The organism is Brevibacterium daeguense, from assembly GCF_021729135.1.
In the GTDB taxonomy this organism is placed as follows: domain Bacteria; phylum Actinomycetota; class Actinomycetes; order Actinomycetales; family Brevibacteriaceae; genus Brevibacterium; species Brevibacterium daeguense.
The window spans coordinates 114036-135739 of record NZ_JAJTWW010000015.1 but is presented as its reverse complement, the minus strand read 5'-3'; the positions used below and the strand labels follow the sequence as shown (position 1 = coordinate 135739).

At 69.5% G+C, this 21704-nt stretch carries 19 protein-coding genes; 4 read left to right on the top strand and 15 right to left on the bottom strand.

What is annotated here, in order from left to right:
* Positions 1-59 precede the first annotated feature (59 nt).
* The 3 genes from LXN01_RS12315 to purU are packed head-to-tail and all read left to right on the top strand — an operon-like array spanning position 60 to position 5473.
* Positions 60-473 (top strand): sarcosine oxidase subunit delta, encoded by a 414-nt coding sequence (locus LXN01_RS12315; protein ID WP_236865574.1) that lies wholly within the window; start codon positions 60-62, stop codon positions 471-473.
* Positions 470-4588, top strand: a complete 4119-nt coding sequence (locus LXN01_RS12310) for a sarcosine oxidase subunit gamma family protein (RefSeq protein ID WP_236865573.1) — start codon at positions 470-472, stop codon at positions 4586-4588. Before LXN01_RS12315 ends, LXN01_RS12310 begins: the two co-directional genes overlap by 4 nt.
* Positions 4589-4591: 3 nt before the next feature.
* Entirely contained in the window at positions 4592-5473 is an 882-nt protein-coding gene (gene purU / locus LXN01_RS12305; protein ID WP_236865571.1) for a formyltetrahydrofolate deformylase, read from the top strand.
* A 203-nt stretch (positions 5474-5676) separates the two neighbouring features.
* Here the strand turns inward: purU and LXN01_RS12300 are convergent, their stop codons facing one another.
* Both LXN01_RS12300 and LXN01_RS12295 read right to left on the bottom strand, forming a co-directional pair.
* On the bottom strand, positions 5677-7263 hold the full coding sequence (locus LXN01_RS12300; protein ID WP_236865680.1) for a ribonuclease J: 1587 nt from the start codon (positions 7261-7263) through the stop codon (positions 5677-5679).
* A 385-nt stretch (positions 7264-7648) separates the two neighbouring features.
* On the bottom strand, positions 7649-9028 hold the full coding sequence (locus LXN01_RS12295; protein ID WP_236865570.1) for an MFS transporter: 1380 nt from the start codon (positions 9026-9028) through the stop codon (positions 7649-7651).
* A gap of 274 nt (positions 9029-9302) precedes the next feature.
* On the opposite strand from LXN01_RS12295, the gene LXN01_RS12290 reads away from it, so the two are divergent.
* Positions 9303-10628, top strand: coding sequence for an NtaA/DmoA family FMN-dependent monooxygenase (locus LXN01_RS12290; protein WP_236865567.1), 1326 nt, complete (start codon positions 9303-9305; stop codon positions 10626-10628).
* 101 nt (positions 10629-10729) lie between these two features.
* On the opposite strand, the gene LXN01_RS12285 is transcribed toward LXN01_RS12290, so the two are convergent.
* The 13 genes from LXN01_RS12285 to phnC all read right to left on the bottom strand — a co-directional run bounded on the left by LXN01_RS12285 (position 10730) and on the right by phnC (position 21704).
* Positions 10730-12016, bottom strand: coding sequence for an adenylosuccinate synthase (locus tag LXN01_RS12285; RefSeq protein WP_236865566.1), 1287 nt, complete (start codon positions 12014-12016; stop codon positions 10730-10732).
* Positions 12017-12221: 205 nt separating this feature from the next.
* The gene (locus LXN01_RS12280) at positions 12222-12473 is read right to left on the bottom strand and encodes a TM2 domain-containing protein (protein WP_236865564.1); all 252 of its coding nucleotides are present in this window, start codon (positions 12471-12473) and stop codon (positions 12222-12224) included.
* A 157-nt stretch (positions 12474-12630) separates the two neighbouring features.
* Complete coding sequence (locus LXN01_RS12275; RefSeq protein ID WP_236865562.1) at positions 12631-13425, bottom strand: inositol monophosphatase family protein; 795 nt, start codon at positions 13423-13425, stop codon at positions 12631-12633.
* Positions 13422-14618: an alpha-D-ribose 1-methylphosphonate 5-triphosphate diphosphatase gene (locus tag LXN01_RS12270; protein ID WP_236865560.1), complete on the bottom strand. Its 1197-nt coding sequence runs from the start codon at positions 14616-14618 to the stop codon at positions 13422-13424. The genes LXN01_RS12275 and LXN01_RS12270 overlap by 4 nt, the downstream gene beginning before the upstream one ends.
* Positions 14603-15259, bottom strand: a complete 657-nt coding sequence (locus LXN01_RS12265) for an ATP-binding cassette domain-containing protein (RefSeq protein ID WP_236865558.1) — start codon at positions 15257-15259, stop codon at positions 14603-14605. The genes LXN01_RS12270 and LXN01_RS12265 overlap by 16 nt, the downstream gene beginning before the upstream one ends.
* On the bottom strand, positions 15256-16176 hold the full coding sequence (locus LXN01_RS12260) for an ATP-binding cassette domain-containing protein (protein ID WP_236865556.1): 921 nt from the start codon (positions 16174-16176) through the stop codon (positions 15256-15258). The genes LXN01_RS12265 and LXN01_RS12260 overlap by 4 nt, the downstream gene beginning before the upstream one ends.
* Positions 16173-17060: an alpha-D-ribose 1-methylphosphonate 5-phosphate C-P-lyase PhnJ gene (locus LXN01_RS12255; RefSeq protein ID WP_236865554.1), complete on the bottom strand. Its 888-nt coding sequence runs from the start codon at positions 17058-17060 to the stop codon at positions 16173-16175. Before LXN01_RS12255 ends, LXN01_RS12260 begins: the two co-directional genes overlap by 4 nt.
* Entirely contained in the window at positions 17057-18232 is a 1176-nt protein-coding gene (locus tag LXN01_RS12250) for a carbon-phosphorus lyase complex subunit PhnI (protein ID WP_236865552.1), read from the bottom strand. The genes LXN01_RS12255 and LXN01_RS12250 overlap by 4 nt, the downstream gene beginning before the upstream one ends.
* A 2-nt stretch (positions 18233-18234) precedes the next feature.
* On the bottom strand, positions 18235-18828 hold the full coding sequence (phnH, locus tag LXN01_RS12245) for a phosphonate C-P lyase system protein PhnH (protein ID WP_236865551.1): 594 nt from the start codon (positions 18826-18828) through the stop codon (positions 18235-18237).
* Positions 18828-19289 carry a phosphonate C-P lyase system protein PhnG gene (locus LXN01_RS12240; RefSeq protein WP_236865550.1) on the bottom strand — a complete coding sequence of 154 codons (462 nt, stop codon included), beginning with the start codon at positions 19287-19289 and terminating at the stop codon, positions 18828-18830. Before LXN01_RS12240 ends, phnH begins: the two co-directional genes overlap by 1 nt.
* On the bottom strand, positions 19286-20020 hold the full coding sequence (locus tag LXN01_RS12235; RefSeq protein WP_236865549.1) for a GntR family transcriptional regulator: 735 nt from the start codon (positions 20018-20020) through the stop codon (positions 19286-19288). The genes LXN01_RS12240 and LXN01_RS12235 overlap by 4 nt, the downstream gene beginning before the upstream one ends.
* Positions 20017-20925, bottom strand: coding sequence for a phosphonate ABC transporter, permease protein PhnE (gene phnE, locus LXN01_RS12230; RefSeq protein WP_236865548.1), 909 nt, complete (start codon positions 20923-20925; stop codon positions 20017-20019). Before phnE ends, LXN01_RS12235 begins: the two co-directional genes overlap by 4 nt.
* Positions 20922-21704 (bottom strand): phosphonate ABC transporter ATP-binding protein, encoded by a 783-nt coding sequence (gene phnC / locus LXN01_RS12225; RefSeq protein ID WP_236865547.1) that lies wholly within the window; start codon positions 21702-21704, stop codon positions 20922-20924. The genes phnE and phnC overlap by 4 nt, the downstream gene beginning before the upstream one ends.

Genomic DNA, 21704 nt, shown 5'->3' with positions numbered 1-21704 from the left:
AAGCGCCCGGGTACGGGCCGGCACCCACGGAAGGGCCTGTGCCCAAGGAAGGACTCACCTTGCTGCTGATCGAGTGCCCGTACTGCGGGCCGCGCGACGAGATCGAGTTCCGCAACGGCGGCCAGGCCCACGTCCCCTACCCCGCCGACCCGTCGGCGCTCAGCGACCGCGACTGGGCCGAGTACCTCTTCTACCGGGACAACCCCCGCGGCCGCTTCGCCGAGCGCTGGCTCCACACGGCCGGCTGCCGCAAGTGGTTCAATGCCGTCCGCGACACCGCCATCTACGAGTTCGCCGCCGTCTACCCGATCGACGCTCCGAGGCCCGAGGCGCCGGCGGACTCCCGGCCGGGCGCTCTGCACCACTCCGCCGAGGCGCCGTCCGGCTCCCACACGGGCGCTCGCCCCCACTCCGCCGAGGCGCCGGCACCCACATCGTCGAGCACGCCCACCGGGGAAGGAGGGAATCGATGAGCTCCGAGTTCGACAGTGAGCCGGACAGCGTTCTGTCCCGGCCCCGGCAGCCGGGGCGTGACCGGCAGCCGCGGCGTGACCACCCCCAGCAGCCGCAGCACGACCAGCAGCCGTCCGAGCAGTCGCACCGGCTGCCACCGGATCTTGCGCCCACCGCCCGGATCGACCGCGGCACCGTCCTCGAATTCCGGCTGGGCGACGGCACGGAGGACAGCGAGACCCTCACCGGTCACCCCGGCGACACGCTCGCCTCGGCGCTGCTGGCCCACGGGCGGATCCGCTGCGGGGACTCGATCTACCGGTCCCGCCCGCGGGGCATCTTCGCCGCCGGGGCCGACGAGCCGAACGCGCTCGTGCACATCACCGCCCGCCGCCCCGGCCACGTCGACGAGTCGATGCTGCCCGCGACCGCCGTCGAACTCACCGACGGGCTGCAGGCGCAGTGGCTGTCCGGGCTGGGCCGCCTCGACCCACGGGATGACGGGGCGGACTACGACCACGTTCATGTCCACACCGACGTCCTCGTGGTCGGCGCCGGGCCGGCGGGCCTGGCCGCCGCACATACGGCAGCCCGCACCGGCGCGCGCGTCATCCTCATGGACGACCAGCCCGAGCCCGGCGGCAGTCTCCTGAGCACCCGCGAGGAGCGCATCGACGGCAAGCCGGCGCCCGACTGGATCGCCCAGGCGCATGCCGAGTTCCTCGCCGCCGAGGAGTCGACGTACCTGCCGCGGACCACGGTGCTCGGCAGCTACGACGCGAACTACCTGGTGGTCGTCGAGCGGCGCGCCGACCACCTCGGCGCACCGGCGCCCGCGGGAGTGTCGCGGGAGCGGGTGTGGCACGTGCGGGCCCAGCAGGTGGTGCTGGCGACCGGCGCGCAGGAGCGCCCGATCGTGTTCGAGAACAACGACCGGCCGGGCGTCATGCTCGCCGGCGCGGTGCGCACGTACCTCAACCGCTACGGGGTCGCCGCGGGCCGCCAGATCGCGGTGACCACGACGAACGACTCCGCGTACGACCTGGTCGCAGACCTTGATGCCGCCGGGATCGAGGTGGTCGCCGTCGTCGACTCGCGACCGGAGCTCTCGCCCGCTGCCGCCGCCGTCGCGCTGCGGACCGGAGTCCGGGTGATCACCGGCAGCGCCGTCACCGACACCCGCGCGGACGCCTCGGGCCGGATCAGCGGGGTCACCGTCCGCCCGCTGGACGAGCAGGCGATGCCGGCGGACGCCTCGGGCGCGGCGACCGGCCTGGAGGAACTCGACGTCGACCTGCTCGCGGTCTCCGGCGGTTGGAGTCCGGCCGCTCACCTGCACAGCCAGCGTGGTGGGCTCGCCTGGGACGGGCAGCAGGCCGCGTTCGTCCCCGCGGAGCCGGTGCGCGACCAGCACCTCGCCGGCGCGGTCACGGGCAGCCACGACCTGGGCGAGGCGCTGTCCGCCGGCACCCGCGCGGGAGCCGAGGCGGCAGCGGCGGCCGGGTTCCGCCTCGGCGTCGAGGTCGGCGATCTCGATGCGATCATCGCCGCCGAGGCGCCCGCCCACACTCCCCTGGCCCCGCCTCCCTACTCCGCCGACCCCGACGCTCGCGCCCGGATCCGGCCCCTGTGGCTGGTGCGCGGCGAGTCGGACCAGCCGGACGCCAGGCCGAGTCGCGTTGACCGGCACCGTCGCGACGCCGGGAGCAATCAGGAAGGCCGGCGCGATCAGGGTGATCGGCGCGATCACGACGGGTGGCGCAACCCCGATGCCTGGCGCGATCAGGGTGATCGGCGCGATCACGACGCGTGGCGCAACCACTTCGTCGATCTGCAGCGGGATCAGTCGGTCGCCGACGTGCTGCGGGCGACCGGGGCGGGGATGCGCAGCGTGGAGCACGTCAAGCGCTACACCTCGATCGGCACCGCCCACGACCAGGGCAGGACCAGTGGGCTCACCGCCGTCGGGGTCGTCGCCGCGGCCCTCACCGGCGCGGACGAGCAGGGGCTCGACAGCCTGGACCTGGGCGCCATCGGCACCACCACGTTCCGCGCCCCAACCGCGCCCGTGTCCTTCGCGGCGCTGGCCGGGCGCAGGCGCGGGGAGCTGTTCGACCCGGCCCGCCTGACCCCGATCCACTCCTGGCACGTGGAGCACGGCGCGGTGTTCGAGGACGTCGGCCAGTGGAAGCGCCCCTGGTACTTCCCGCGCCCGGGCGAGGACATGGCGGCTGCCGTGCTGCGCGAGTGCGCCGCGGTGCGCACCTCGGTGGGGTTCATGGACGCGACCACGCTGGGCAAGATCGACATCCGCGGCAGGGACGCCGCCGAATTCCTGGGCAGGATCTACACCAACGGCTACTCGAAGCTGCGAGTCGGCATGGCCCGCTACGGGGTCATGTGCACGCCCGACGGCATGATCTTCGACGACGGCACCGTGATTCGGCTGGCCGAGGACCACTTCCTCGCCACCACGACGACCGGCAATGCCGCCACGGTGCTCGACTGGATGGAGGAATGGCTGCAGACCGAATGGCCCGACCTCGATGTCGTGTGCACCTCGGTCACGGAGCAGTACGCCACCGTCGCCGTCGCCGGGCCCAGGTCCCGTGACGTGGTCGCCGCGCTGGCGCCGGAGCTCGACGTGTCCCGGGAGGCGTTCCCCTTCATGGCGATCGCGGACACGGTGCTCGCAGGCGGCATCCCGGCTCGGGTGTGCCGGATCTCGTTCTCCGGCGAGCTGGCCTTCGAGATCAACGTCGAGGCGTGGAATGGCCTAGCGCTGTGGGAGGCGATCGCCCAGGCGGGCGCCCAGTTCGACATCACCCCCTACGGCACGGAGACCATGCACGTGCTCCGCGCGGAGAAGGGCTTCATCATCGTCGGGCAGGACACGGATGGCACCGTCACCCCGCAGGACGCCGGGATGGAGTGGATCGTGTCCACGAAGAAGGACTTCATCGGCAAGCGCTCCTACTCCCGTGCGGACAACCTGCGCGGGGACCGCAAGCAGCTGGTGGCCGTGCTCCCGGTCGACCGGTCCTTCGAGCTCGCCGAGGGGGCACAGCTGATCGCGGCCGGGACGCCGGTGACCCCGGGAGCGAGATCAGGGACGCAGGCTGCCGGTCCGATCACCGCGGGTGCGGCTGATGCGGCTCCGGGGGCCGGATCGATCACCCCGGGCGCCGGTTCAGGGATGACGCGGCCCGCACCGGTTCCGATGGAAGGCCATGTCACCTCCGCCTATCGCAGCGCCGCGCTCGGAAGGGCCTTCGGCCTGGCGCTGGTGAAGAACGGCCGGGCACGGATCGGCGAGACGCTGCAGGCGTACCACGACGGGCGGCTCGCCGAGGTGGTCGTCGCCGAACCCGTGCTCTACGACCCGGAGGGAGCACGGCGCGATGGGGAGGAGTCCTCGGGGAGTGCCCAGGACGAACGGCGCGCCAACGTCCCTGCGCAGCGCCGGAATCCCCGCGACCTGCGCCGCAGCCCGCTCGCCCACCTGGCCGAGGCGCTCGCGCGAACCGAACGCGCGGCCGGAATCACCGACGGCGCGGTCGGGACAGCTGCAGGAACTGCTGCCGGAACTGCTGCAGGAGTGCAGATCCGCGAGGTCCCGTTCCTGACGATGGTCGGGATCCGGGTGCAGCCGGGATCTGCAGGGGCGCGCGCGATCGAGGCGGCAGCCGGTCTCCCCCTCCCCCGGGCGGTCGGGCAGGTGACGGGCACGGCTCCCGTGCCGGCGGGCGCCTCGGGAGCGGCGCTGATCTGGCTGGCACCCGACGAATTCCTCGCGGTCACCGACCCGGACCGGCCGCTGGCCGAGGTGCTGGGCACCGCGTTGGGCGAGGCGCCGGGTTCGGTGGTCGAGCTGTCGGCGAACCGCACGACCGTCGAGCTGGCGGGGCCGAAGTCCAGGCAGGTGCTGGCGAAGGGCTGTCACGTGGACCTGCACCCGCGCGCCTTCCCCGTGGGTACGGCGGTGTCGACGCTGCTGGGGCCGGTCCAGCTCATCGTGTGGCGGACGGACGAGGACAGGTACTGGCTGCTGCCGCGGTCGTCGTTTGCGGATTTCCTGGCGCGCTGGCTCCTCGACGCCGTGCGAGAATTCAACTCGAGGCCGGAAGGAGCCTGACCCATGGCCGATCACGCTGAGCACGCTCTTCACACCGAGCACATTCTGACCTTCACCTGTCCCGAGAAACTGGGCATCGTGCACGCGATCACCGAGGTGCTCGTCCAGCAGCGCCAGGAGATCATCGACCTCAAGCAGTTCGGCGACCGGAACTCGCGGCGCTTCTTCCTGCGCGTGCACTTCGCGGGTGAGGACGGCGCGGCGGCGTCGACGCGTGCGCTGCGCGAGGCTTTCGCGCCGCTGGTCGAGCAGTACGACGCGGAGCTCACGGTGGACCCGAAGGACCGGAAGCGGCGGGTGCTGCTCATGGTGTCGAAGTCCGAGCACTGCCTCAACGACCTGATGTTCCGCGCCCGCGTGGACGAGCTGCCGATCGAGGTTGTGGCCGTGGTGTCCAACCACGACGATCACCGCGACGTCGTCGAATGGCACCGGATCCCGTACCACCACATTCCCGTCACCCCCGACAGCAAGCCGCAGGCCGAGGCGGAGCTGCTGGCGCTGCTGGGGCGCTACGAGGTGGAGCTCGTGGTGCTCGCGCGGTACATGCAGGTGCTCAGCAGTCAGCTCGTCGAGGACATGGCGGGCCAGGTCATCAACATCCACCACTCGTTCCTGCCGAGCTTCAAGGGCGCCCGCCCCTACCACCAGGCGTACGAGAAGGGCGTGAAGACGGTCGGCGCGACCGCCCACTATGTCAACGCCGAGCTCGACGAAGGCCCGATCATCGCGCAGCAGGTGGTGGAGGTCGACCACACTTTCGACGCCGCCGACCTCGCCGCTGCCGGCCGCGACACCGAGCGCAAGGCGCTGGCGAACGCGGTCAAGTGGCACTGCGAGGGGCGAGTCTTCCTCAACGGCAACCGGACCGTGGTGCTCAGGTAGGCCCGGGCGCGCGCCCACACGCGTTCCGCAAGCCGCTGGCGACCTGTCCGGTTCGCTCCCGGATTGCGGTCACTCTTCGTCGATTCGAGCGCTGGTTCCAGCGAAGAGTGACCGCAGTCTGCTCAGGACAGTCTGCTCAGGACAGGCTGCCCAGGGCAGGCCGCTCGGGGCAGGTTGCAGGCGCCCTGTCCGGTGCGTGCGAATCAGGCGTCGATGACTACGGCCGTGATCAGCGGGGCCCTGCGGTAGGCGCGCTCCAGGTGGCGGCTCACGGTGTCGACGATGAGCTTCTCGAGTTCGTCGATGTCGTCGATCTTCTGCGCGTTCGGTGCGGCGAGCGCGCTCTTGACCTTCTCCGCCGCGCCCTTGAAGATCTGCGGGTCCTGGATGAAGCCCTTGGTCATGAACTCGAGCGGCTCGGTCAGGGTGTTCGAGTCGGGGTCCACGATCGCCACGATCGTCACCGCGCCGCCCTCCTGGAGCAGCCTGCGCTCGACGAGCGTCTCCTCGGTGACCTTGCCGATCATGTGGCCGTCCACGTAGACCAGCCCGGCCTCGACCTTGCCGGAGACCTTCGCCTGACCGTTGACGAGGTCGATGGTGGTCCCATCGGCGGCCACGAGCACGCGCTCGCGGGGGATGCCGGTCTGCACGGCGAGGTCGGCGTTGGCGTGGAGATGCTTCGACTCCCCGTGCACCGGCATCACGTGCTTGGGACGCACGATGTTGTAGCAGTACACCAGCTCCCCTGCCGAGGCGTGACCGGACACGTGGACATTGGCGTTGCCCTTGTGCACGACCTGCACCCCGAGGTCGGTGAACTTGTTGATGATCCCGTAGATGGCGTTCTCGTTGCCGGGGACCATCGAACTGGCCATCAGCACGGTGTCGCCCTGATCGAGCTTGATCTGGTGGGTCCCGGATGCCATCCGCGACAGTGCCGCCATCGGTTCGCCCTGCGAGCCGGTGCACACCAACGCGATCTTGTTGTCGGGCATCGACTGGAGCTTCTTGAAGTTCACGATCAGCCCGCGCGGGATCTTCAGATATCCCAGCTCCCGGGCGATGCCCATGTTCCGCACCATCGAGCGGCCCACGAACGCGACCTTCCGACCGCTGGCATGGGCGGCGTCGAGCACCTGCTGGATCCGGTGGACGTGGCTGGCGAAGCTGGAGACGATGATCCGCTTGGGAGCGGTGGCGAACACCTTCTCGATCGCGGGGTTGAGCTCACGTTCCGAGGTGGTGAAGCCGGGCACCTCGGCGTTGGTGGAGTCGGTGAGGAAGAGGTCGACGCCCTCCTCGCCCAGCCGGGCGAAGTGCCGCAGGTCGGTGATCCGGTTGTCCAGCGGGAACTGGTCCATCTTGAAGTCGCCGGTGTGCAGCACGAGGCCCGCGCGGGTGCGGATCGCCACGGCGAGGCTGTCGGGGATCGAGTGGTTGACCGCGACGAACTCCAGCTCGAAGGGTCCGGCCTTGTGGGTGTCCTCGGCCTCGACGTGCACCGTGGAGGGGGTGATCCGGTGCTCGGTGAGCTTGGCCGTGATGAACGCCAGGGTCAGCTGCGAGCCGATCAGCGGAATGTCCGGCCGCTCCTTGAGCAGGTACGGAACACCGCCGATGTGGTCCTCGTGTCCGTGCGTGAGCACAATGCCCACCACGTCCTTGAGGCGATCCCGGATGGAGGTGAAGTCGGGCAGGATCACATCGATGCCGGGCTGGTGCTCTTCGGGGAACAGCACGCCGCAGTCGACGATGAGGAGCTTGCCCTCATGCTCGAAGACGGTCATGTTGCGCCCGATCTCGCCCAGGCCACCCAGCGGGGTGATCCTCAGGCCTCCTGAGGCGAGGGCGGGCGGGGACGTCTGTCTGCGGGGGGAACGAGCCAAAGAATCACGCTTTCATCATCGGTGGGGCTTCAGTGGGGTGGTGCAATGTCTTGGGACCCGCGAACGGCGGAACGCTGAGTGCCGAGCGGGAAGTCTGCATCGATCTTACCTGTGCCCGCCGCCCGGAATGTCAGTAGTGGTGATTCTGCTGCCCTCACTCCCACGGGCGGGTTGCGAGTCGCTTCATTGCGGTGTGTCCGGCCGGCTGATCGCGCGCGCCTGCGAGACGCGAAAGTCCCAGGTTTCGGAGAGCAGAACCCTGGGACTTTCGCGGTCGGTCGGAAGGTCAGGCCGGCACGCGAGTGAACGCCGACTGGTTGAACGCCGACTGGCTGAGCGCCTGGCCGTGCGTCTCAGGCACTTGCCTGACCACGAAGAGCGCGACCACGCAGACCAGGACCAGGTAGAAGGCCGGTGACACTGCTGAACCGGTCGTGTTGACCAGCAGCTGGCTGATGAACGGCATCGTTCCACCGAAGATGGCATAGCCGAGGTTGTAGGACAGGCCGATGCCGGTCGATCTGACGGACGTTGGGAACAGCTCGTACAGGGTGACGTACGCGCCCCCACCGAAGATCGACACGCCCAGCGACACGAGGACCTGCCCGCCGAGAGCCCCCCAGAAGGTGCCCGTGGTGCAGAGCAGGTAAGCGGGGACGGCGGTCACGGCCAGGAACACTGCGCCCGCATACATCATCGGCCGCCTCCCGACACGGTCGCTGAGTCGACCGCAGATCGGCAGTGCCACGACAACGGCGACGACGGAGATCGAGGTGCTCAGCATCGCGCTCACCCGTTCCATGCCGACTGTGGTGGACAGGAACGAGAACATGTAGCTGTGAACGGTGTAGCCTGCGACGGCGAGCACCGAGATGATGAGGCAGACGAACACCACCGCACGGCCATGATCGGTCGTGGTGTCCCTCAGCGGTGATTCCGACATTCCTCCCGCAGCGGCGACCTCGCGGAAGTCCTCCGACTCCTCAACGCGCAGTCGGATGAAGAGCCCGACGACAGCGAGGATTCCGCCGACGATGAACGGGACACGCCACACATACGCGTTGAAGGCCTCCTCGCCGAACACCTCGGTCAGTCCGAGGACGAAGAAGCCCGAAACCGCAGACGGCAGGTACGAAGCGGCGAAGACGATCGCGATCCAGAACCCGCGGGTGGACAGCGGCGATGATTCGACGACGAGCGGCCCCATCGACGAGGCTTCACCCCCGGCGGAGAATCCCTGGATCAGCCGGAGCGTCATCAGCAGCAGCGGGGCCAGGAGTCCGGCGGCTTCGTAGGTGGGCAGCAGCCCGATCAGCAGGGTGGCGGCACCCATCAGCAGAATCGTGATGGCCATGACGTTGCGACGGCCGATCCTGTCCCCGAAGCGACCGAAGAAGACTCCACCGAGAGGACGGGCAAGGAAGCCCGCCCCATAGACCGCGAAGACGCCGAGCAGCGCGGCCGAGGGATCGTCCTGGGGAAAGAACTTGGCGGCGAGCAGGGTGGCCAGCGTCGCGAACACGAGGAAGTCGTACCACTCGACGAACTGACCGACTGAGGAGCCCAGGAGGAGCTTGCGCCGGGACTTCCGCAATCGGCTGTCCGTGGGCTGCGACGACGGAGGGGAGTACTGGGGTGCTGGACGTTGGGGTGCAGGGCGCGACATAGGCGATCTCCTGAATCGATGTGTGCTGCGAGCCCGCACATTCGCTCATGCGGGCACCGCCTCGGGTCAGCAGAAAGCTAGCAACGGCACATCGGCGATCAGGAGACGCGCGTCACAGACCGACCGGCGCCGACATCCGGAGTCACGCACCGTCATGTTCCCGCTCAATATGACTGATTCAGCACCCGCCCTCACCAGCGTGGATAGCGTGACGTCCGGCCCTTCCGCACTCTCGTGCCGGAGCACAGCGACGAACGAAACGGTGAATATCGCAATGGCAGCTGACGGAATGATTCTCAACGCGTTCCCCCTGGGTGCAGGACACCACGAATCGGCGTGGCGGCATCGCCTCGCACCGGCCTACGCAGCCGAGGCTGATCCCGAGCACTTCATCGGATTGGCGAAGATCGCAGAGCGCGGGAAGTTCCACTCGTTCTTCCTGGCCGACCTGCTCTATCTCAATGAGTACGTTTCGGTGAACTCCCTGCAGTACATCGAGCCGATCACCACCCTGGCGGCGATCTCGCAGCACACCTCGCGAATCGGCCTGGTCGCGACGATCTCGACGGCGTTCTTCCCGCCTTACCACCTGGCACGCATCATCAGCGGCCTGGACAGCGTGTCGGGCGGGCGGTTCGGGTGGAACATCGTCACCTCGTCACAGGACGCCGAGGCTCAGAACTTCGGGATTGAAACGCTGCCCGACCACGACCTGCGCTACGAGACCGCGGCAGATTACACCCGCACTGTGCTCGATCTGCTGGAGGCCTGGGAGGATGACGCGCTCGTTCGGGACCAGCGCAGCGGACTGTATGCCGACGTCACGAAGATCGACTTCGGACCCAAGGGCCACGGGAAGTTCCACGTCGCCGGGCCGCTGAACCTCGCGCCCTCCCCGCAGCGGCGTCCGGCGCTGTTCCAGGCCGGGCGGTCCTCCGCCGGAGTGGACTTCGCCGGTCGGTTCGCCGACGCAGTGTTCTCGGTGCAGAAGACCTTCGATTCGTCGGCGGAGTTCCGCCATCAGCTCCGGGAGAAGGCGCGCGCCCATGGTCGCAGCCCGGACGACATCAATCTCCTGCCAGGAGTCTGGCCGTTCATCGGCTCCACCGAGCGGGAGGCACAGCAGCTGTTCGAAGAGCTCGAGGAGCTGGTGCTGCCCGCTCAGGTGGCGGATTTCATCGCCTACTTCACAGGCCTGGATCTGACCGACCACGGCTTCGACGAGCCGCTGCCGCCACTGCCGGACGGAGCTTTCCAAGGGCAGATCGGCCGCTACACGAAGATTCAGAAGCTGGTTGCGCAGGGACACGACACCCTCCGGAAGCTGCAGAAGGCGTTCGGATCCACCCGCGGTCACCAGTACCTCGTCGGGACACCCGAGCAGATCGCCGCTTCCATGGCGGACTGGTTCCGCCGAGGCGCCGTCGACGGATTCGCAGTCCAGGCCCCGATCCTGCCGCACGGCCTGGAACAGTTCGTGGACCATATCGTTCCCGAGCTCCAGAAGCTCGGCGTCTTCCGGGAGGACTACCCGGCGGAGCAGCAGACCTTGCGGTCCGCGCTGCGCGGTTCCGCTCAGCCGGCGTCAATCAGCACCTGACGACGAAACGGGAGGAAGCCGCTGCTCGCGGCTTCCTCCCGCTCGATCGACGCGATCGCCCAGCGATCCGCGTGCTCGGCAGCCGAGCGCGAGGCGCTGCCTCAGTCGAGCAGCTCGTGGCGGACGATCGACTGCTCGCGGTCGGGGCCGACGCCGATCACCGAGATCCGGCAGCCGGACATCTGCTCCAGGGCAAGCACGTACTTCTGCGCGTTCTCCGGCAGGTCCTCGAACGTCCTGGCGCCGGTGATGTCCTCTTTCCACCCGTCGAAGTGCTCGAAGATCGGCTTGGCGTGGTGGAAGTCGGATTGGCTCACCGGCATCTCGTCGTGGCGGACGCCGTCGACGTCGTAGGCCACGCAGACCGGGATCCGGTCCAGCCCCGACAGCACGTCGAGCTTGGTGAGCACGTAGTCGGTGAAGCCGTTGACCCGGCTGGCGTAGCGGGCGATGACTGCGTCGTACCACCCGCATCGGCGCGGCCGTCCGGTGTTGACACCGAATTCGCCGCCCTGCGTCTGCAGGTAGACGCCCATGTCGTCGAACAGCTCTGTGGGGAACGGACCGGAGCCCACGCGCGTGGTGTAGGCCTTGACGATGCCGATCACCCGGTTGATCCGGGTGGGCCCGATCCCGGAGCCGACGACAGCGCCGCCGGCGGTCGGGTTCGACGAGGTGACGAAGGGGTAGGTGCCGTGGTCGACGTCGAGCATGGTCGCCTGGCCGCCCTCCATCACGACGACCTTGCCCTCGTCGAGCGCGTTGTTGAGCAGCAGCGAGGTGTCGGCCACCATCGGGGCCAGCCGGTCGGCGTACTCCAGGAAGTACTCGACGATCTCCTCGACCTCGACCGAGCGCCGGTTGTACACCTTGACCAGCAGCTCGTTCTTCTGCCGCAGAGCGCCTTCGACCTTCTGCCGCAGGATCGACTCGTCGAAGATGTCCTGCACCCGGATCCCGATGCGCCCCGCCTTGTCCGAGTAGGTCGGCCCGATCCCCCGGCCGGTGGTGCCGATGGCACGCTTGCCCAGGAACCGCTCGGTGACCTTGTCGATCACCTGGTGGTACGGCGCCACGAGGTGCGCGTTGGCGGAGATCCGCAGCTTCGAGGTGTCGGCGCCGCGGGACTCGAGCATCTCGATCTCGTCGAACAGCGCTTCGAGGTTGACCACCACGCCGTTGCCGATCACGGGCGTGACGGTGGGAGTGAGGATGCCCGCCGGCAGCAGCTTGAGCTCGTACTTCTCACCGCCGACGACCACGGTGTGGCCGGCGTTGTTGCCGCCGTTGGGCTTGACGACATAGTCGACTGAAGTGCCGAGGATATCGGTGGTCTTACCTTTGCCTTCGTCCCCCCATTGGGCTCCGACGACCACGAGTGCTGGCATGAGTTCTCTTCACCTCAACGATGTGGGTTGCCTCGAACCGAGGCCTTACCGGGCCAGTCTACCGAGCGGTTCGGACATGGCCGGGGCAGGCCGCCGAGCGAGCGGCCCGAGCATCGTCGGGGCAGGCCGTCAGGCTCCCCTGAGCAGACCGTCAGGAGAAGGCCGGGGCCCCACACGGAGGCAGACTGTCAGTCCGGGCCCGCTGTCAGACCAGGCCAGCAGCGCGGCGTGCGTTGACCTGCCTGGTCTCCCCGGAGATGGTGAACAGCGAGACGATCGTGCCGATGTACAGGAATCCCAGCGTGACGAGGAACAGGATCCCCTTGAAGATCTTCCCGATGTAGAAGTACTGCAGTCCGGCGATGAAGAAGAAGCCGAGGATCGTGAGCACCAGCGCGAGCCCCGGATCCTTGAGCGGCAGCACCGGCGTGCCGCCGCGGTATGGCTGCTGTGACATTTTCGGTCCCCATTCACTTGACGACACCACCATCGTATCGGCGCGCGGCGTCGCGGTCATCGGCAGAGGCGGCGCAGGCCGCGGATTCGACAGGCTGCCCCGACACAGCGGTCCCGCAGCACACGGCTGCGGGACCTTCTGTGCACTGCGGCCGGGACTATGCGAGGTTGATCAGCGCGCACATCTCGTCGGCCAGCTCCGGCGTCGCCGCCACCACCCCGGACCAGCGCCGGGTCAGGTCGAGGTCGAGCTCGAATGGCCGGCCGTGAGCATCGACGAGGACTCCCCCGGCGGCGGGCACCAGCACGGCAGCTGCCGCGAGATCCATCAGCCGATGGGTGTCGCTGCCGGCATCGGCAAACGCATCGATCGCGCCGGTGGCGACGAGCGCGGCATCCATCGTGCTGCACCCGAGCACGCGGATGCGGCCGGCCGCGCGGGCGACGCGACTCCATGCTTCCCAGTTCCGGTCATGGGGGCGCAGCAGGGAGACCGCGGCACCTTCTGCGGCACGACGACCGCTCGTGCGGTAGGACGGCACCCCGGCCTGCGCCCACCAGCGATCGTCGGTGTGCAGCCACGAGGTCAGCGCGTGGGTGAAGACACCGTCGACGGCCACTGCGCCGCTGAAGCAGGACACGGGCACTCCGGAGGCCGCGTTGGCCGTCCCGTCCACCGGGTCGATGACGACAGTCAGCGCGGACGAACGGTCCACCCAGCCGCGTTCCTCCGACAGCACGTTGGCTCCCAGAGCCGTCACGGCGTCGATGACGGCGTCCTCCACGAGCACGTCGATGTGCATCGACGGCGTGCCGTCCGCGCCGTCGAGCACATGTTCGGCGAGCTGGGCAGGAGTGTGCCGACGGATCGCATCACGGTACGCACCGAGTGCGGCATCCGCTGCCGCGGCAAGCACGGGATGCGGCGGATTCCCCCGATCGCCCGCACTCATGCTTGAGCTCCGGCTTCGACGGGAGAACCGGCGGCGCCTGCGGAGATCGGCTCCGGCGAGCGCGCGAACGTCCGGCGGCCGTCCCGCCACAGGGCCTCGCCCATGAAGACGCCGTCGGGCACACGGCCCAAGGCGGCCGTCAGCGGCTTCCCGATCTCGATCGACGGGCTGGGCAGCCCGATCGCCGCGGCAGGTGCGGTCGAGACGAGGTCCACCGCCGCTTCCAGCGGCGCGGCCCCGGCCCGGACCAGGGCGAACACCGCGGACTGCAGCGCCGAGGGCAGGTAGTCCGAGCACAGCACCTCGCACGCTCCGGCGCTGACCGCGTCGGCGACCAGGATGTTCCCCGGCGACGTCGACCTGCCGCGGACCGCATTGGGCGAGCCGAGCACGGTGGCCATCCCCAGCTCTCGTGCGCGGTGGGCCGCCGGCAGCGTGAGGGGGAACTCCGCGACGCGTGCGCCCAGCCGGTGGGCGTCCTCGACGTCTTCCGGGGACCGGTCGTCGTGGCTGGCCAGCACGACGCCGGCGGCAGCGGCCAGTGCCGCGACCTCCTGACGTCGGGCGTTCCGATCTGCGCCGCCGGCGGCCTTCTCCTGCATGATGCGGTCGACCTCGTCCTCGCTGACGCCCCAGTCCGCGGCGTAGAAGGCGCGATGCTCGGCCGGCGAGGCGAACCGGCTGCGCTCGGTGGAGTGCTCCATGACCGAGATCAGGGAGACCCGGGACGACACCTGCAGCACGGACCGCAGCGCCTCGACAGCGGAGTCGTCGGTCACCTCGACCCGCGCGTGGATGCGCCAGTCACACGCCAGCCGAGGCGCCAACCGCTCCACGACCCCGGCGAGCTCGACCGCGTCCTCGACGAACACGCCCTTGCCCGGAGCGTCCTCGCAGCGTGCCGCCACGCAGACCGTTCCGATGCCCGAGGCGGCGCACTCGGCGTCGAGGACCGACAGCACCGCCTCCAGACTCAGCCGGACGGTGGCGCGCGGCCGGCGGCGCTCGGCGAGATTGTCGAGGTGCAGATCGACGGCAGCCGGAACGAGGAAGCGCTCGTCCCCACCGGACAGCCCAGCAGCCGAAATGGCGGTCACGACGCCTTCGCTGTCGAGGGTCACGGTCGCCCCGACGATCGGTGCGGCTCCGTGTCCGGGCACCACCGTCACGTTCTCGATCATTGTGTGGTCCATTGGATCTTCCCTTCGGTGAGGATTGCGGACGCGGATGCGCGTGCGATGAATGGGTGGGCGTCGGAGGGTGCAGCCAGCACGGCCGTCCCGCCTGCCCTGAGTTCGCTGATCCAGTCGAGCACCCGCTCCGGATCAGCGGCGGTGTCCGGCTCGTCGAGCACCACGACTGCGGCCTGGGACAGCAGTGCTGCCGTCAGTGCCACGGCTCGCCGCGCGGTCCGACGCAGCCGCCCCAGGGGCACCTCCGCCAGTTCGGCCACGCCCAGCCGCCGGAGGCCTGCGACTGCGGTCTCCCTTTCGAGCGCCGCCGACCGGGCCGCGGCCGAGGCGGCGTCCTGGCTGGGCGGCGCCGCCAGGGGGCCGGCGAAGTCCCGGATGTGATGCTTGCGGACCCAGGCGAGAGTCCGAGGGTCGGCGGCAGCCAGGTCGACGCTGCCGGCAGCGCGCTCCAGCACCACGTGGCCCGCGTCCGGCCGGTACCCGCCGGTCAGGCAGCGCAGCAATGTGCTGCGGCCGGCATCGCGAGCCCCGTGGACTACCGTCAGCTGTCCGGGCAGCAGCGCGATGTCGATGCCGTCCAGCACGGTCCGCTCAGGCCCGAAGCTCTTCTCCACTCCGGTCGCAGTCAGGACGGCCGTCATCGGAGCCTGCTCGCGACGAGGAGCTGGGTGTACGGGTGCTGGGGATCGTCGAAGACCTGCTCGGGGATGCCGTCCTCGACCACCCGCCCGAAGTGGATGACCAGCACCCGGTCGGCGAGGATGCGGATCACCTCCAGATCGTGGGAGACGACCACTGTCGCCGACCCCAGCCGGTCCGTCACCCGCTGAACGGATTCCAGCAGGTCCGCCTGGACGGACGGGTCCAACCCGGTCGTGGGCTCGTCGAGCAGCAGAACCCGGGGCGGATTCACCAGCGCCCGGGCCAGCTGCACTCGCTGGGCCATCCCTCCGGAGAACGTCTCGAGCGGATCGGTGTGCCGGGACGGGTGGATGCCGAGTTCTGCCAGCAGGTCCTGCGAACGCGCACGCGCCTCGGCGAAGCTCCGACAGCCGGTGCGGAGCAGGCGTTCGGCGACATTCGATTCGGCCGCCAGGCGGGGAGCCAGCCCGGCGGCAAGCGAGTTCTGGTGAACCATGACCACCGCCGAGCGCCGCAGCTCTGCATCCGAGGTCCGGGACCGGAGGAGGTCGCCGTAGCCGTCGACCACCATGGAGCCGGCATCGGCAGGGGTATCCAGATGCAGCAGGCTCAGGAGCGTGGTCTTCCCGGAACCCGATTCGCCGACGATGCCCAGCACTTCTCCCGCGCCGACGTCGAAGGACACGTCGTGCACGGCGACGACGGTGCCGCAGGCGGGGCAGCGGCTGGTCGCGCCCGCGTCCCCGGTGAGCTCGATGCAGAGATCACACCCCGGTCCGAAGCGGCGGGAGAGCCCACGGGCGGACAGCAGCGGCGGGGGCGGCAGCACCTGGGCGGCCGCGGTCGGCCCGGCAGCGGGTGCATGGGCGGCTGCGGACTGGGCGGCAGCCGCCTGGGCGGTCGAGGTCGGGTTCACGGATCATTCCTTCGGGTTCGGCAGGCGTCGACGTCGCTGCAGCACCACGGGCCGTTCCCGGCTTCGGCCGCCAGCTGATAGCGACCGCCGCTCTGCACGCGGTAGGAGTCGATCGAGCCGCACCGGATGCACGGCTCGGCGGCTGATTCGGCCAGCAGCGGGCGGTCGTCGAAGACCAGCGGCTCGACCGAGGTGAAGGGCGGCAGCGCGGCCACGCGAGCTCGCCGTCCGGCTCCGAGGAGAGTCGCGTGCGGGCGGTTGCCAAGACGCAGCACGTCGTACCGGGGAATCGGGCTGGGGCTCATCAGCGTGGTGCCCTCGACCAGCACGGGATAGTCGGCGCCGGTGCGGGGAGCGCCGTGGCGGGCCTCGTCGTCGTAGAGGTCCAGCCACGCAGGGGTGTAGTCCCGCTCCGCGTGGTGCTCCAGCGCCACGGCGTCATTGGTGACCACCCGTCGCAGGGGCTCCGGATGCGGCACCTGCAGGACCAGCACCTGGTCGCCCCGCAGCGGTATCTCCGGGATCCGGTGCCTGCTCTGGATGATCGTCGCCTCCTCCGTGACCGTCGTCTCCGCGCAGCCGGAGGTGCGGGAGATGAGCGAGCGCATGGACGAGGCATTGGCGGACGAGTCGTCGCCCTGATCGATGACCTTGACCGTGTCGGTCGGTCCCACGAGGGACAGCGTCACCTGCAGTCCCCCGCTGCCCCAGCCGCGCGCCACCGGCATCTCGCGGGAGTCGAACGGGATCTGCCAGCCCGGGATCGCCAGCGCCTTGAGCAGCGCCCGGCGCACGTTGCGCTTCGTCCGCTCGTCCAGGTACGCGTACGCCTCGCTCTGTCCGTGCTCGGCGGCCAGGCTCGCGACAGTCGGAGCATCGCTCATGTCATCTCTCCATTCCCGTCGACCTTCGCCTGCGACTCTCCGTGGCCGTCGGCTTTCGCCTGCGATTCTCCATTCCTGTCGGTTCTCGCCTGCGAGAGGTAGGACCCGAAGCTCGCGTGGTGCGGAAGGCGGAGGTGCTCGACGAATCCGTTGTTGGCGGAGCCGTCAGTCGCACCCAGCAGCGTGGGCTCGTCCAGCATCAGCGGCTCCTCGAGGTCTCCGTCCGCCTGCATGGCACCGTCCAGCAGCGCCAGCGAGATGGCCCGCCGTTCGATCGAACCGAGCGAGGCGCCCCAGCCGATGGCAAAGCCGGCTCTTCCCTCGACCTCGGCGTCGATGACGGCCTCGGCTTCGACGATCGGCACCTCGGCAACTGCACAGGGCCGTCCTGTGCGCGGGTGCCGGACCCGGACGGTCACGTCCGCGGTCGTCATCTCCGCGAGCACGGCTTCCCGGCGCCGACCCAGCACCAGCGCAGCGAATGCCACCAGGCTCGCGGTCTCACCGCGGGCCATGATGCCCGTGCGGGTCGCCCGGTCGTGGCTCACGCCGGGTGAGCCGAGCGCCGGATCGTGTCCGTCGGAATCCTCCGGGACAGCGGCGACGGGGACGTCCCGCAGGAGCGAACGCACCCGTGGGGTCTCCGCGCGAGTCGGAGCATCGGCTCCGCCGGCCCGCTCGGCGGTGTTCGCGGTCTCCCCGTCCGAGGCGCCGGCCGAGATCAGGCCGCCGGTCTCCCCGTCCGAGGCGCTGTGCTCGGGCTCGTGCTGGTGCCGGCGGGGCGCCTCGGCCACGGGATGCGCGGACTCGTCGCTCCAGTCCAGCAGCCGGGACGCCAGCTCCGGGGCGACGCCCAGCCACTGCCCGCCGGGGATCTCGGAGTAGGCGGACGACAGTCGGCGCAGGATGCAGACGTCGGCGGGCTCGACCGGAAGCGCCGCCACATGCGGCAGCGCAGCGGCCCAGACCTTGAGCAGCGCCACGGCCCGCGGGATGTCACCGCCCGCTTGGCGCGCGGCGCGGCCGGCGACCTCCGGGGCCCAGATCCCGGCTTCAGCACAGATCTGCTCCTCCAGAATGGGCAGCCGTGCATGCTCCGCACCCTGTGCACCGTATTCCGCGAACGCGCGCGCAGCGGCAACGCTGTCCGTCTCCTTCATGGTCGCGTACATGATCAGTCCGCCTCCCTGTCGATTCGGCAGGTGCGGGGCAGCGCGATCACCTGCGCGGGACCGGCGAGCACCAGATCGACTCCCTGCGGCAGCTCGGAATTGACCGTCGTCCACGACCGAATCGCCTCGTCGCTGAGCGGTAGGGATGTCCGCAGCCGCGTTTCGATCCCGGGCCCGGTGAGGGTCACCGAGGAGTTTGTCGCGGCGGCATGATCGCCGGCGAACACGATGGTGGCGCCCCGTTCCGGGTGGCGGCGGTCTCCGCGCTGCGCCGACTCCAGGACCCCGGGCAGATCGCCCGTGACCAGGACGAAGTCGGCGTCGTCGACCGAGGCGGGTGTCGCGCCCGTCTGCTCGAAGAGCCAGGCGAGGGGCGCCTCGGGCATGTCCGGTACCGCGAGCGTCAGTCCGGGATCGAGCAGCGACAGGAGGACTGCGGACGCCGTGTCGAGCGCGGGGTCCGCGCACCGTCCCGGTCCGGGCACGGGCCCGATCGCAGACCCTGGCGCGCACTGCGCGCGGAGGCAGGCGAGGAAGACCTCGCGACTGTCGTGCACCGCGTCCCACTGGTGAGCATGCGCTGCCGGCGCGGGCATCACAGGTCGCCGTCCACGCGGGTGGAGGACACCAGCTCGGCACGCTGCCGGGCCCTCTCGGCACGCGCCGTCCTCGCACTGGAGCACAGCCGCTCGACCTCGGCCGCCAGCGCGCCCCGCCGGTCGGCCTCGGCGTCGCACACGGCTGCGGCGATCGCGCCGGCCAGGTCGCGGCCCATGCGGATCCCGTCTCCTCGGGTTCCGGCAAGCTCCACCGTGCACGTGCTCAGCGCAGCATGTCCCACCACGCTGGTGGTGTGCTCGGTGCCCGGTACCGGCATTCGCACCGGCGCGCTCACGGTCTGCGGCCCGGAGACCACCCGGACTCGCGGATCACGGGCGAGCACCCGGTCGGCGAGCGCTTCCAGCTCGTCCTGCGGAGCCGCCGCCAGGCACTCGTAGCGGTGCTCGGCAGAGACCGCGGCTGCCTCCCCCACGGTGGGGGGAACCTCGGGAATCATTGTGCCTCCATCGTGAATTGCACCCGGTCGCCGGGATAGTGGTGTTCGACGACGGCCACCGGCGCGCCGTGCTGGTCGACGTTGAGCCCGCGCACCTGCAGGATCGGAGTGGCGATGGGGATCATCAGCCACTCCGCGTCCTCGGCGCTGGCCGCCAGCGCCGCGAACGATCGGGTGGCGCGCTTCATGCGCACCCCGAACTCCTCGTGCAGCACGCGGTACAGGGACGATTCGCCCTGCCACTTCTCCTCCAGGCCGGGGTATCGTCCCGGCACGGTCCACGTGGACGTCAGCGACCACGGCCTTCCGTCCACGAGGCGCTGGATATCGGTCCGGACCAGGGGTGACTCGGTGTCGAGCTGCTGCCGCAGCTCCGGGTCGTCATCGGTTCGGGACTTCAGCAGCCGTGTCTCCACCGTGTGACCGCGCTCCCGCATCGTGCGGGTGAAGCTGGCGTCCTGGCCGGTCGACATGTCGTAGCGGACGACCGGCCACGCCACGAAGGTGCCCTTGCCGCGGATCGTCTCGACCAGACCGCGCCGGACCAGCTCCGCCAGCGCCTGCCGCACCGTCAGCCGATTGACGTCGTATCTGTCGGCGAGCTCGGCTTCGGAGAGGAGCTGGTCACCGGGGCTGTGGTTCTCCTCGATATCCCGCTCCAGATGGGCTTCGATCTGCTTGTACAGCGGTATGGACGAGTACCGATTGACCAGCGGAGCCGGGCTGCTCATGATCCACCTCCGAGGATGCGCTGACGCATGGCGGCCGAGAGTCGTTCGACGCCCAGCACCACGATGAAGATTGCGAGAATGATGGTCATGGCTTCGTCATACCGCAGCAGTGCCATGGAGACGGAGAGCTCGACGCCGATTCCCCCGGCGCCGACCAGGCCCAGCACCACGGATGAGCGGGTTGCCTGCTCCAGGGCGAACATCGAGGTGGCGACGAAGGAAGGCATGCAGGTCGGCAGCACCGCCCCGAAGATCACCGAGTGCTCCGGTGCCCCGGTGGCGCGCACCCCCTCGAGTACGCCGTTGTCCATCTCCTCGATCGAGTCGGCGAAGAACCGACCGCAGAATCCCATGACGTCCACGGCGATCGCCAGAACGCCTGCCTGCGGTCCGAGCCCGACGGCGATGACGAAGATCAGCGCCCAGACGAGGTCGGGAATCGTGCGGCACACGGTGATGAAGCCGCGGCTCAGGTAGTAGAGACTCCGGTGCGGTGAGGTGTTCCGTGCTCCAGCGATCGCCAGCGGCACGCTGAGGATCACTCCGACAATGGTTCCCAGGAGAGCCATCTCGAAGGTGACCAGGAGCGACTGCAGGATCGGCAGCACGCGGTCGAGGTCCGGCGGGAAGGCGTCGGCGAGGAAGTCGCCCAGCCTGCCGGCTCCGGTGACCAGTTCAGCCGGGTTGACGACGGCGCCCTGGGTCCAGCCGTGGATGAGCAGAGCGGCGGCTCCGACCAGCACGACGAAGGCGAAAGCACTGGGTCGTGTGAAACGAGCAGGCGTCTGGGGGTCGGCATTCCGCAGCGCCGGCGCGGAGGTGTCGACGGTCTCCTCCGTCTTCATTCCCTCTGTCTTCATGTCCTGGGGCTTCGTGTTGTCGGACTTCGTGTGCTTGGTCTTCATCGCCTCTGTCCTCGTGTGCCGGAGTCGGTCAGAGGCGCCGGGCCGTACAGTTCGTGCAGCCGCTCTGCGCTGAGGCGATCGTTGCTCTCGTCGAGCTCGACCCGCCCGGCCCGCAGGCCGATGATCCGCTCGGAGTAGTCAAGCGCGAAGTCGACCTGGTGCAGTGCGGCGATCACCGTGATCCCGCGTTCGGCGGAGATGTCGCGCAGCAGCTCCATCACCGCGGTGCCCGCCGCGGGGTCGAGACTGGCGACCGGTTCGTCGGCCAGGATGAGCCGTGGGCGCTGCATCAGCGAGCGGGCGATGGCGACTCGCTGTCGCTGCCCGCCGCTGAGTGTGTCCACCCGGCGGTCCGCCAGATGGGCCAGGCCGACTCGCTCCAGGCAGTCCATGGCCTCGCGGCGCACTCTGCTGGGCACGAGCGCGGGCACGGCGCATTGACTGCCGTGCCGCGCGATCGCACCGTTGGTCACGTTTCTGAAAGCGCTCACGCGGTCCACCAGATTGAAGTTCTGGAAGATGAATCCCACGTCCTGGCGGATCCTCCGCAGCGCCCGGCTGGATGCGCCGGTGACTTCCGCTTCGTGGATCCGGACCATTCCGGAGGTCGGCTCCTGCAGGCGCACCATGCATCTGAGCAAGGTCGACTTGCCGGCGCCGTTCGAGCCGGTCAAGGCCAGCAGCTGTCCCGGTTCGACCGTCAGGTCGACCCCGTCCAATGCCTGATGCCCGTTCCGGAACCGCATCTTCAGGTCTTCGAGCTGAACCGCTGCGCTCAT

Bases quoted from the DNA above. Each gene is read 5' to 3' on its own strand.
- LXN01_RS12310 (WP_236865573.1), top strand. From the start codon at position 470: ATGAGCTCCGAGTTCGACAGTGAGCCGGACAGCGTTCTGTCCCGGCCC.
- purU (WP_236865571.1), top strand. From the start codon at position 4,592: ATGGCCGATCACGCTGAGCACGCTCTTCACACCGAGCACATTCTGACC.
- LXN01_RS12300 (WP_236865680.1), bottom strand. From the start codon at position 7,263: ATGACCGTCTTCGAGCATGAGGGCAAGCTCCTCATCGTCGACTGCGGC.
- LXN01_RS12295 (WP_236865570.1), bottom strand. From the start codon at position 9,028: ATGTCGCGCCCTGCACCCCAACGTCCAGCACCCCAGTACTCCCCTCCG.
- LXN01_RS12290 (WP_236865567.1), top strand. From the start codon at position 9,303: ATGGCAGCTGACGGAATGATTCTCAACGCGTTCCCCCTGGGTGCAGGA.
- LXN01_RS12285 (WP_236865566.1), bottom strand. From the start codon at position 12,016: ATGCCAGCACTCGTGGTCGTCGGAGCCCAATGGGGGGACGAAGGCAAA.
- LXN01_RS12280 (WP_236865564.1), bottom strand. From the start codon at position 12,473: ATGTCACAGCAGCCATACCGCGGCGGCACGCCGGTGCTGCCGCTCAAG.
- LXN01_RS12275 (WP_236865562.1), bottom strand. From the start codon at position 13,425: ATGAGTGCGGGCGATCGGGGGAATCCGCCGCATCCCGTGCTTGCCGCG.
- LXN01_RS12270 (WP_236865560.1), bottom strand. From the start codon at position 14,618: ATGGACCACACAATGATCGAGAACGTGACGGTGGTGCCCGGACACGGA.
- LXN01_RS12265 (WP_236865558.1), bottom strand. From the start codon at position 15,259: ATGACGGCCGTCCTGACTGCGACCGGAGTGGAGAAGAGCTTCGGGCCT.
- LXN01_RS12255 (WP_236865554.1), bottom strand. From the start codon at position 17,060: ATGAGCGATGCTCCGACTGTCGCGAGCCTGGCCGCCGAGCACGGACAG.
- LXN01_RS12250 (WP_236865552.1), bottom strand. From the start codon at position 18,232: ATGTACGCGACCATGAAGGAGACGGACAGCGTTGCCGCTGCGCGCGCG.
- phnH (WP_236865551.1), bottom strand. From the start codon at position 18,828: ATGCCCGCGCCGGCAGCGCATGCTCACCAGTGGGACGCGGTGCACGAC.
- LXN01_RS12240 (WP_236865550.1), bottom strand. From the start codon at position 19,289: ATGATTCCCGAGGTTCCCCCCACCGTGGGGGAGGCAGCCGCGGTCTCT.
- LXN01_RS12235 (WP_236865549.1), bottom strand. From the start codon at position 20,020: ATGAGCAGCCCGGCTCCGCTGGTCAATCGGTACTCGTCCATACCGCTG.
- phnE (WP_236865548.1), bottom strand. From the start codon at position 20,925: ATGAAGACCAAGCACACGAAGTCCGACAACACGAAGCCCCAGGACATG.
- phnC (WP_236865547.1), bottom strand. From the start codon at position 21,704: ATGAGCGCAGCGGTTCAGCTCGAAGACCTGAAGATGCGGTTCCGGAAC.